The following is a 9,978-nucleotide window of genomic DNA, read 5'->3' as shown; positions in this document are numbered from 1 at the left end:
GCCAACACCCGCCACCGTCGGAGGACGCCGTGGAGGCGGTCGGGGTCGCGGACGACGAGCATCTCGATCTCGCCCACCCCTGACCCGTCCGCGAGGGGCGCGCGGTCCGCTTTCCGGAAACCGTCCGCCGAGAGGCCGTCGCGGTGGGCGGGCGAGGCCGTGGCGTCGCGGAGTGCTTCGGCGGCACCGGCGACCTCGGCTCGCCGGGTCGGGTCCTGGGTGGTCACCGCCAGCGGGTACCCGAGGAACACCGCCCCGGTGGCGGGAGCGGCGATCTGGAGTCCCGCGTGCGGGGCCTCACGCCGGGCGAGCACCGCCTCACGCTCCGTCACGATCGTCGCGCCGCCCCCGGAGACCACCCTGTCCAGCATCTCGCGCGATGTCGGGGGAGCCTCCATGCGGCTCATCTGCCCCTGCGCCAGGATCGCCATGGACGCGCCCAGTGCGTCCGCGGTCGACCGCATGATCTCCACCTCGGACGCGGCGGCGAGGATCGGCGCGTCCGCGATCCCGGACCGGACGGGATCGCCCATCATCAGTCCCGGGGTCGCCAGGGCGGAGGTCCACGTCGACATGTCGACCGGGGTGTCGCGGGACGCGATGACCACCGGGGTGGACGCGAGCGAGTTCACCACCGTGTCGAAGGGGATCTGCACGTCCCGCGACAGTTGCGCGAGCCGCACCGCCGAGTCCGGGACCCAGATGTCGGGGAGCGCCTCACGGGAGGCGACACGCCCGGCGAGGTCAGCCGACGAGACAGGGGCGACCTCGAAGGAATAGCACCCGTCGGCATCCTCGGCCAGGGCATCCACGTGGTCGGCGATCTCGGGCTCGGCGGCGACACTGATCCGGAGGTCGTCTCCACAGAATCCACCGACACCGGCCCGGGAGAGCCCGGCGAGCACCAGTACCGCGACGAGCACGACCGCGAGGAGCGCGGCTCCCACGAGGACGACCCTGCGGGCCGTCGGATTCCCACTCTGCGGCGACGCACTGTGCCTGGCCATCGCTGGCGTTCCCCCTGGATGTCATTTACCCGGGGCCGTGCCAGACGCCCACGTCAGGCGGATCCGGGTCGGGCGCTGGAATCGTACCCGGGCCGGGGTCCACGTGGGGCCGACACGTGGGAGCCGCCGCGGCGCGCCCCACCGCTGGTGTGGCGCGTCAGCGTCCGCGGAAGACGGGGGACCTCTTCTCGGCGCGCGCGGCCCGGGCCTCGGCCATGTCCTCACTGCCCCAGGCCCGGAGCTGGAGCTCGGTGTGCTCGTCCCGCGGGAGCAGCCGGGCGTCGTCGTCGTTGATGACGGTCTTGATGTGCCGCAGGCTCAGCGGCGCCGAGCGGGCGAGCTCCGCCGCGAGCTCCATCGCCGAATCCATGTCACCGATCTCGTTCGCCAGGCCGATCCGGGCCGCCTCCTCCGCGCCGACGGGGCGCGCGGTCATGAGGACCGAGCGGGCGTGCCCGCCGCCGACGACGTTGGCGAGCCGCTTGATCGTCCAGTTGTCGAGCGCCAGCCCCACCTTGACGACCGGGACGGCGAAGACCGCGCCCGGTGCCACCACCCGGAGATCCGCGGCCAGCGCGAGCTGCACACCGGCGCCCACGGCCGGTCCGTTGACGGCTGCGATGACCGGCACGGGAGCCGATTCGACGGCCCGGAGCATCCCGGCGTGGCAGTCGTAGAAGTTCGAGTTGTACACCCCGCCGGACAGGTCGGCCCCGGCGCAGAACGCGGTTCCCGCGCCCGTGATGACGATCGCCCGGACCGGATCCTCGGACTCGGCCTCAACCCCGGCGGCCTCGACGGCCTCCCGCAGCGCGGTACACACCTCGGCGTCCAGGGCGTTGCGGGTCTCGTGACGGTCGATGGTGACGACGACGACTGCGCCGTCCCTGCGGGTGACGATCATGGCGACGGGGCCTCCTCTGCGGGACGGGGGGTGCGGCGGCGCACCCCTGCGCCGAGGATACCGGCTGGTAGTCGCCCCCACCGTACGATGCGGTCATGGCGCGAACGGGAGCACTGCAGATCCTCGACCTGGTCCTCGATGACGGTTCGTTCCGACCGTGGGACGGCGCTCCGGTACGCCCGCCCCACGTGGACTCGGTGCCCGGGTACGAGGACTCCCTGCGGCGGGCGGCGGAGAAATCGGGAGTGGACGAGTCCGTCATCACCGGCGAAGGAACCCTGCTGGGTCGACGCGTGGTGCTCATCGCATGCGAGTTCGATTTCCTCGCCGGCTCCATCGGGATCGCCGCCGCCGAGAGGATCGTCTCGGCGATCGAACGGGCGACCGCCGAGGGCCTGCCCATCCTCGCCTCCCCCACCTCCGGTGGTACCCGGATGCAGGAGGGCACGATCGCATTCCTGCAGATGGTCAAGATCTCGGCCGCGGTGGCGGGACACAAGACCGCTGGCCTGCCCTACCTCGTCTATCTGCGGCACCCCACCACCGGCGGCGTGTTCGCGTCCTGGGGCTCACTGGGGCACGTGTCCGTCGCGGAACCCGGAGCACTCATCGGGTTCCTCGGACCCCGCGTGTACGAGGCCCTCTACGACGCCCCCTTCCCCGACGGCGTCCAGGTCTCGGAGAACCTCGCACGCCGCGGGATGATCGACGGTGTCCTCCCTCCCGAGGGCCTGCGGGACCTCACCGCGCGGGCGTTGCGGGTGCTGTGCCAGGACCCGCCCTCCCACGACGAGCCGGCCCCACCGCCCGGCCCCGTACCCGAGCCGGAGCCCGACGACGGCACCCCACCCGACGCCTGGGACGCCATCACCCGGTCCCGCCGGCACGACCGCCCGGGCGCCCGCGCCTTCCTCGACCGGGTCGCACCCACCCGCGTCCCGCTGTCGGGGACGGGGCAGGGAGAGGACAGTGGGTCCCTCCTGCTCTCCCTGGCGCGCTTCCGGGGCCAGTCCGCGGTCGTCCTGGCCCAGGACCGCGATGCGGAGAACGAGACGAGCCCGCTCGGTCCGTCCGCGTTGCGGTCGGCCCGCCGTGGGATGCGGATCGCGGCGGAGATGGGCGTTCCGCTGGTGTTGCTCATCGATACCCGGGGGGCCGCGCTGTCCCGGGAGGCGGAAGAGGGCGGCCTCGCGGGCGAGATCGCCCGGAGCCTCGCGGACCTGGTCACGCTGTCCAGCCCGACCGTCTCGGTGATACTCGGCCAGGGCACCGGCGGGGCCGCCCTCGCGCTGCTCCCGGCCGACCGGGTCCTGTGTGCACGGCACGGGTGGCTCGCACCGCTCCCGCCCGAGGGCGCCAGCGCCATCCTCCACCACGAGACCTCCCGGGCGCCGGAGGTCGCCCGATCGCAGGGGATCACCTCCGCCGACCTGCTGGGAGCCGGGATCGTGGACGTGGTGGTCCCGGAGAGGCCCGACGCCGCCGACGAACCGGATTCCTTCTGCGACCGGATGGCCGATGCCGTCGCCGCGGCCCTCCTCGAGGTCCGCAGGCGCCCCCCTGAGCGGAGGTATGCCGAGCGGATGATGAGGTATCGGGAGCTCGGCCTGCCACTAGAGTGAGTCCTGTCACAGCCCGTCGGCCCGGCCGGCGGGCACGCTGCCACCTGTGAGGGGAACTCCCGATGTCGGACTCCACCGCCTCGTCCTATGCCGCCGCCCACCGGCTCTCGATCAGCGATCCCGACGCGTTCTGGCTCGACGTCGCGGCGGATATCGACTGGACCACGCCTCCGACCACGGCGGTCGACCGCTCTCGCCCGCCGTTCTACCGCTGGTTCCCGGACGGGGAGCTGAACACCTCCTACAACTGCGTGGACCGCCACGTCGAGGCGGGCCGGGGGGACCAGGCCGCGTTCATCTACGACTCCGCCGTGACCGGGGTGAAGGAGACCATCACCTACGCCCAGCTGCTGGACCGGGTCGAGGAGTTCGCCGGAGCGCTGGCCGCCGAGGGCGTCGGGCGGGGCGACAGGGTCGTCATCTACATGCCCATGGTTCCCCGCGCGGCCGTCGCGATGCTCGCGTGTGCCCGGCTCGGTGCGGTGCACTCCGTCGTCTTCGGGGGCTTCGCCGCCCCGGAGTTGGCGATTCGTATCGACGACGCGCGCCCGAAGGTCATCGTCACCTCCCACGGCGGGATCGAGCCGACCCGCAAGGTGCCGTACTTCCCCATGGTGACCAAGGCTCTCGAACTCACCCGGCACACCCCCGGCGCCGTGATCGTGGCCCCGCGTCACGAGCAGTTCCCCGACGAGGCCTTCCCGGAGACGCCGGGCACCACCTGGAGCTACTGGGATGACGCCGTCGCCGCGTCCGAGCGGGCGGCCCCGGTGCCCGTCAAGGCCACCGACCCCCTGTACATCCTCTACACCTCCGGTACCACGGGCCTGCCCAAGGGCGTCGTGCGGGACAACGGTGGCCATGCGGTCGCGCTCGCGTGGTCGATGTGGAACGTCTACGGGGTCCGGCCGGGTGAGGTGTGGTGGACCGCCTCGGACGTGGGCTGGGTGGTCGGCCACTCGTACATCGTCTACGCACCGCTGTTGATCGGTGCGACGTCCATCATCTACGAGGGCAAGCCGGTCGGCACGCCGGATGCCGGTGCCTTCTGGCGGGTCATCTCCGAGCACCGTGCCACCGCGCTCTTCACCGCCCCGACCGCCGTCCGCGCGGTGCGCAGGGAGGATCCGGAGGGCGCCGAGGTCGACAAGTACGACCTGTCCTCCCTGCGCACGCTGTTCTGCGCGGGTGAGCGCCTGGACCCCGACACCTACCAGTGGGCCACCGACAAGCTCGGCACGCCGGTGGTGGACAACTGGTGGCAGACCGAGACAGGGTGGCCGATCGCGTCCAACCTGCGCGGTCTGGAGCCGATGCCGATCAAGGCGGGCTCGCCCACCGTCGCCGTGCCCGGGTACGACCTGCACGTTCTCGACGGCGAGGGCAACCCGCTGCCCGCGGGCGAGGAAGGCAATCTCGCGATCAAGCTGCCCATGGCACCGGGGACGCTGGCGGGGCTGTGGGAGGACGACGAACGGTTCGTCTCCTCGTACATGTCGGTCTTCGACGGGTACTACTCGACCGGGGACGGCGGGTACATCGACTCCGACGGCTACGTCTACGTGATGGGCCGGACCGACGACGTGATCAACGTGGCCGGCCACCGCCTGTCGACCGGGTCGATGGAGGCCGTCATCGCGACCCACCCCGCCGTGGCGGAGGCCGCCGTGATCGGGGTCAGGGACGAGCTGAAGGGCCAGCGGCCCGTCGGGTACGTGGTCCTCAAGTCCGGCCAGGTCCGGGACCCCGAGGAGCTGCGGGCCGAGCTGGTGGCGATGGTGCGTGACGAGATCGGGGCGGTGGCCACGTTCCGGGACTGCACGGTGGTCCAGGGGCTGCCCAAGACCCGGTCGGGCAAGATCCTGCGCAAGACCATGCGGCAGATCGCCGACGGCCAGCAGGACGTGGTGGTGCCCTCGACGATCGAGGACCCGGCCGTGTTGGACGCGCTGGCGCCTTTCCTGCGACCGAGGAAGTAACCCGGACCTACGCGCCGGTTCTGCACGGCTGCGCGGGGGTGCGCGTCCGCCTGGGACCAGTCCGAGCGCGTAGCCCCCGTCTATGCGGGCAGAACGGGCACACACCCCGGGCTCCCCACGGTGCGCGTCAGCCCGGGCGAGGCGTGCGACGTCCGCCCCGCCATCTCCGCCCTGCCGGCCCCCCTACCGACGCCGATCGCCCCGCCCTCCGTGGGGAGGACGGGGCGATCGGGTCTCCCGGCTACGGGAGGAGGGCTCAGGCGTTGAGCAGGTCGATGACGAACACCAGGGTCTTGCCGCCGAGCGGGTGCAGCGCCGCGGAGGTGCCGTAGGCCTTGTCCGGCGGGATCACCAGCTGGCGGCGACCGCCGACCTTCATCCCCGGGATCCCCTCCTGCCAACCCTGGATCAGGCCGTTGAGCGGGAAGGTGATGGACTCGCCGCGGTCCCAGGAGGAGTCGAACTGCTCACCGGTCTCGTAGTCGACCCCCACGTAGTGGACGGTGACGTTGCCGCCGGCGACCGCCTCGGCACCGTCCCCCACCGTGATGTCCTCGGCGACGAGGTCGGTGGGCGCGGGGCCCGTCGGCATGTCGATCTCGGGCTTGTCCATGGTGTCTCCTCCTGGAGTCAGGTTCCCGGGTTCAGCGCTGGCTGATCGGGGTGAAACTCCGCTCGGCCGGGCCGGTATAGACCTGACGCGGGCGGTTGATCTTGGTGGACGGATCCTCGCGCATCTCGCGCCAGTGCGCGATCCACCCGGGCATACGGCCGAGCGCGAACAGCACGGTGAACATCTCCGTCGGGAAGCCCATCGCGCGGTAGATCAGGCCGGTGTAGAAGTCCACGTTCGGGTAGAGCTTGCGCTCGACGAAGTAGTCGTCGGCGAGCGCCGTCTCCTCGAGCTTGAGCGCGATCTCGAGCAGCGGGTCGTTGCTCTGCGACAGCAGCGCGTGCGCGTGCTTTTTGGCGATCTGCGCGCGCGGATCGTAGCTCTTGTAGACGCGGTGTCCGAAGCCCATCAGCTTGACGCCGTCGACCTTGTTCTTGACCCGGTCCATGTAGTCGGTGGCGTCGCCGCCCTCCGAGTCGATCCGCTCGAGCATCTCCAGCACGGCCTGGTTGGCGCCACCGTGCAGCGGACCGTACAGCGCGTTGATGCCCCCGGTGATCGAGGCGTAGAGCGGGGCCTCGGAGGAACCGACCATGCGGACGGTGGAGGTGGAGCAGTTCTGCTCGTGATCGGCGTGCAGCACGAGGAGCATGTCGAGGGCGTCGGCGACCTCGTCGGTGACCTCGTAGTCCGGGCCGAACGTCATCCGCAGGAAGTTGCGGACGTACCCGAGCGACGGGTCCGGGTCGATGGCGTTCTTGCCGCCCCGGATGCGCTCGATCGCGGCGGCCAGGGTCGGGCCGCGTCCGAGGAGTCGGGCGGTGGCCAGGTCGACGGCCTTGGGGTCGTCGATGTCCAGGTCGTCACCGTGGGTCCCGAAGAGGCTCACGCCGGCCGACAGGACGGGCATCGGGTGGGTGTCCCGGGGGAAGGCCTGCAGCAGCGGCATCATCTGGCCGGGCAGCGTCGTCTCGGCGAGCACCTTCTCGGTGAACTCGGCGAGCTGGGCCTCCGTGGGGTCCTCACCGTAGATGAGCAGGTACGAGACCTCCAGGAAGGACGCGTTGTCGGCGAGCTGGTCGATCGGGTACCCGCGGTGACGGAGGATGCCCTCGTTGCCGTCGATGTAGGTGATCGAGGAGGTGCAGGCGGAGGTGTTGACGAACCCGACGTCCAGGGTCGTCATCCCCGTCTTCGCCAGCAGGGAACCCAGCTGCACCGCGTCGCTTCCGCAGGTCGCTTCCACCACATCGAGTTCGAGCTCACCGCCGGGGTAGGACAGTGTTGCATTGCGGTCCGAACCGTTCGAGCCTGCGGTCACGCGATTCCCTCTCCGACGACTGGTCCCGGCGGCCTGAATCCCGCCACGAATGTGCTGTGCCACACCCTACCGTGAGGGCGGACCACGGTTCGAAGGGAGTTCTCAGACGCTCCCCCCACGGCCCCACAGCCTGTCTGGACGCGGGTGGTCAGGGCTGGAGCCTGCGGGCCGTCCACGTCTCCCCCGCCAGGAGGCACTCGACGCGGTCGTGGAAGCGGTCCGGACCGCCCTGCCAGAACTCGACCCGTTCGGGCACCAGCCGGAACCCGCCCCATCTGTCCGGCATGGGGATCTCGTCGACGCCCGCCAGTCGCCGCTCCGCGGTCGCGTACAGCGACTCCAGCTCCTTGACGGATTCGGCCGGTCGGGACTGCTCCGAAGCCCACGCCGAGACCTGCGACCCCCGGGGCCGCGTGCGCCAGTAGTCGAGGCTGTCCGCCCGGTCAACCGGATGGCACGGACCCTCGATGTGGACCTGACGCTCGGCGACCAACCACGGGAAGGTCACCGACGCGTACCCGGTCTCCGCCAACTGCGTGCCCTTGCGGGACGTCGTCGTCGTGAAGAACGTCACCCCCCGCTCGTCGACGCCCTTGCACAGCACCGTCCTGGTCGAGGGCCGGCCGTCGGCACCGACGGTGCCGAGCACCATCGCGTTGGGCTCACGGACACCTCGGCGCCCCGCCTCCTCCAACCACGCGGTGAACAGCGGCAGCCACCCGTCGTCCAGGTCGGCGACGTCCAAGCGCGGATGCAGGCCGTACCCGACCCGCATCACGTCGAAATCGGCCGGTTCCAGGGCGGGTTCCTCCATGACCCAGACGGTACTCCGGGCCACGGACGGGCCGGACTACGATGGACCACGTCCCACACCCCGACCGAACGGCACCCCAAGAGCATGAGCGATCAGCTGCCCACCATCCCCGCCGACCTCAAGCCCGCCGACGGCCGCTTCGGCTGCGGCCCGTCCAAGGTCCGTCCCGAGCAGATCGCGGCCGTGTCCGACGCCGCCACCACCGTGATGGGCACCAGTCACCGGCAGGCCCCGGTCAAGGATGTCGTGGGCCGCGTGCGCGACGGCCTGTCCTCGTTGTTCTCCCTGCCCGACGGCTACGAGGTCGTGCTGGGCAACGGCGGCACCACCGCGTTCTGGGACGCCGCCGCCTTCGGACTGGTCCGCGAGAAGTCGCTGCACCTGACCTACGGTGAGTTCTCCTCCAAGTTCGCCAAGGTCACCGGCGGTGCGCCGTTCCTGGCCGACCCGATCGTCATCTCCGCCGAGCCCGGTTCGGCCCCCGAGCCGACCTCGGACCCGTCGGTCGACCTCATCGGCTGGGCCCACAACGAGACCTCGACCGGCGTCATGCTCCCCGTGAGCCGTCCGGCCGGCTCGGACAACGCGCTGGTGGCGATCGACGCCACCTCCGGCGCCGGCGGGCTGCCCGTCGACATCGCCGACACCGACGTCTACTACTTCGCCCCGCAGAAGTCGTTCGCCTCGGACGGTGGCCTGTGGGTGTCGATCATGAGCCCGGCCGCGCTCGCGCGGGTCGACGAGATCGCCGCCACCGACCGCTGGTGCCCGGACTTCCTGTCCCTGCCGACCGCGGTGGACAACTCGCGCAAGAACCAGACGTACAACACCCCGGCCGTGGCCACGCTGATCATGTTCGCCGAGCAGATCGAGTGGATGAACTCGCAGGGCGGTCTGGACTGGTGCGTCGCGCGCACCAAGGACTCGTCCTCGCGCCTCTACGACTGGGCCGAGGCCAGCGACTACGCCACCCCGTTCGTCACCGAGGCGGCCCACCGCTCGCAGGTCGTGGGCACCATCGACCTCGACGAGAAGATCGACGCCGCGAAGGTCGCCAAGGCGCTGCGCGCCAACGGCATCCTCGACACCGAGCCGTACCGCAAGCTGGGCCGCAACCAGTTGCGCATCGGCATGTTCCCGGCGATCGAGCCGGAGGACGTCACGCAGCTGACCCGCTGCATCGACCACGTGGTCGGCCAGCTCGCCTGATCGGCGTCCTCCGGGGCCACCCGCGCAGCATCGTCTGCAGTTTTCCGCAGCCCACCCGGCCCGTCCGCGCGCCGGGTGGGCTGTGCTGACCTACCATGTGGATCAACGCCCAGGACCCGGGTGCGCGCCACTCGACCCCTCGAGCCGCCCACGGGACCGCGAGGAGTCGAGGAGGCGGCATGCGGAAGCTGAGGATCGTCGGTGTGGACACCGAGTCGTCGGTCGTCGAATGCGAGGTCCCGGACTCCGGCGAGAAGCTCTCCCTCCCACTCGATGATCGTCTGCGGGCGGCCGCCCGTGGTGAGTTCGTGCCCGGTGGTGGGTCCGGTCGGGCTCCCGTGACCGGTACGCTGCGCCCCCGCGAGATCCAGGACCGCATCCGGCACGGCGCCTCCCCGGAGGAGGTCGCCGCCGACGCCGGCGTGTCACTGTCGCGGATCCAGGGGTTCGCCGTGCCGGTGTTGTTGGAACGCGCCAACGCCGCCGACATGGCCAAGGGCGCCCATCCG

Annotated in this window: 9 protein-coding genes; 4 read left to right on the top strand and 5 right to left on the bottom strand. The window is 71.2% G+C overall.

Going from position 1 to position 9,978, the window contains the following annotated elements; genetic code table 11:
• Nucleotides 1–947: substrate-binding domain-containing protein (locus tag G6024_RS02435; RefSeq protein ID WP_235027731.1), on the bottom strand; the 947-nt coding region annotated here is incomplete at its 3' end.
• Nucleotides 948–1,164: 217 nt separating this feature from the next.
• Nucleotides 1,165–1,911 (bottom strand): enoyl-CoA hydratase, encoded by a 747-nt coding sequence (locus G6024_RS02430; RefSeq protein WP_159147869.1) that lies wholly within the window; start codon nt 1,909–1,911, stop codon nt 1,165–1,167.
• 95 nt (nt 1,912–2,006) lie between these two features.
• On the opposite strand from G6024_RS02430, the gene G6024_RS02425 reads away from it, so the two are divergent.
• Together G6024_RS02425 and G6024_RS02420 are read left to right on the top strand one after the other, a co-directional pair.
• Nucleotides 2,007–3,533: a carboxyl transferase domain-containing protein gene (locus G6024_RS02425; RefSeq protein WP_067712648.1), complete on the top strand. Its 1,527-nt coding sequence runs from the start codon at nt 2,007–2,009 to the stop codon at nt 3,531–3,533.
• 62 nt (nt 3,534–3,595) lie between these two features.
• A complete protein-coding gene (locus G6024_RS02420; RefSeq protein ID WP_067712651.1) occupies nt 3,596–5,512 on the top strand; it encodes a propionyl-CoA synthetase in 1,917 nt (638 codons plus the stop codon).
• Between the two features lie 256 nt (nt 5,513–5,768).
• On the opposite strand, the gene G6024_RS02415 is transcribed toward G6024_RS02420, so the two are convergent.
• The 3 genes from G6024_RS02415 to pdxH all read right to left on the bottom strand — a co-directional run bounded on the left by G6024_RS02415 (nt 5,769) and on the right by pdxH (nt 8,260).
• Nucleotides 5,769–6,125 carry an FKBP-type peptidyl-prolyl cis-trans isomerase gene (locus G6024_RS02415; RefSeq protein ID WP_067712656.1) on the bottom strand — a complete coding sequence of 119 codons (357 nt, stop codon included), beginning with the start codon at nt 6,123–6,125 and terminating at the stop codon, nt 5,769–5,771.
• A 31-nt stretch (nt 6,126–6,156) separates the two neighbouring features.
• Nucleotides 6,157–7,446 (bottom strand): citrate synthase, encoded by a 1,290-nt coding sequence (locus G6024_RS02410; RefSeq protein ID WP_159147867.1) that lies wholly within the window; start codon nt 7,444–7,446, stop codon nt 6,157–6,159.
• 148 nt (nt 7,447–7,594) lie between these two features.
• A complete protein-coding gene (gene pdxH, locus G6024_RS02405; RefSeq protein WP_159147859.1) occupies nt 7,595–8,260 on the bottom strand; it encodes a pyridoxamine 5'-phosphate oxidase in 666 nt (221 codons plus the stop codon).
• An 84-nt stretch (nt 8,261–8,344) separates the two neighbouring features.
• On the opposite strand from pdxH, the gene serC reads away from it, so the two are divergent.
• Both serC and sepH read left to right on the top strand, forming a co-directional pair.
• Nucleotides 8,345–9,469 carry a phosphoserine transaminase gene (gene serC / locus G6024_RS02400; protein WP_069389707.1) on the top strand — a complete coding sequence of 375 codons (1,125 nt, stop codon included), beginning with the start codon at nt 8,345–8,347 and terminating at the stop codon, nt 9,467–9,469.
• 179 nt (nt 9,470–9,648) lie between these two features.
• On the top strand, nt 9,649–9,978 hold a 330-nt coding region (gene sepH, locus G6024_RS02395), incomplete at its 3' end, for a septation protein SepH (protein ID WP_159147856.1).

The organism is Dietzia maris (assembly GCF_014144855.1).
In the GTDB taxonomy this organism is placed as follows: domain Bacteria; phylum Actinomycetota; class Actinomycetes; order Mycobacteriales; family Mycobacteriaceae; genus Dietzia; species Dietzia kunjamensis.
Note: the sequence above shows the minus strand (reverse complement) of the source record. Positions and strands in the feature narration are given on the sequence as shown.

Excerpts from the sequence above, each read along its gene's own strand:
- G6024_RS02430 (WP_159147869.1), bottom strand. The coding sequence starts at position 1,911 with ATGATCGTCACCCGCAGGGACGGCGCAGTCGTCGTCGTCACCATCGAC.
- G6024_RS02425 (WP_067712648.1), top strand. The coding sequence starts at position 2,007 with ATGGCGCGAACGGGAGCACTGCAGATCCTCGACCTGGTCCTCGATGAC.
- G6024_RS02420 (WP_067712651.1), top strand. The coding sequence starts at position 3,596 with ATGTCGGACTCCACCGCCTCGTCCTATGCCGCCGCCCACCGGCTCTCG.
- G6024_RS02415 (WP_067712656.1), bottom strand. The coding sequence starts at position 6,125 with ATGGACAAGCCCGAGATCGACATGCCGACGGGCCCCGCGCCCACCGAC.
- pdxH (WP_159147859.1), bottom strand. The coding sequence starts at position 8,260 with ATGGAGGAACCCGCCCTGGAACCGGCCGATTTCGACGTGATGCGGGTC.
- serC (WP_069389707.1), top strand. The coding sequence starts at position 8,345 with ATGAGCGATCAGCTGCCCACCATCCCCGCCGACCTCAAGCCCGCCGAC.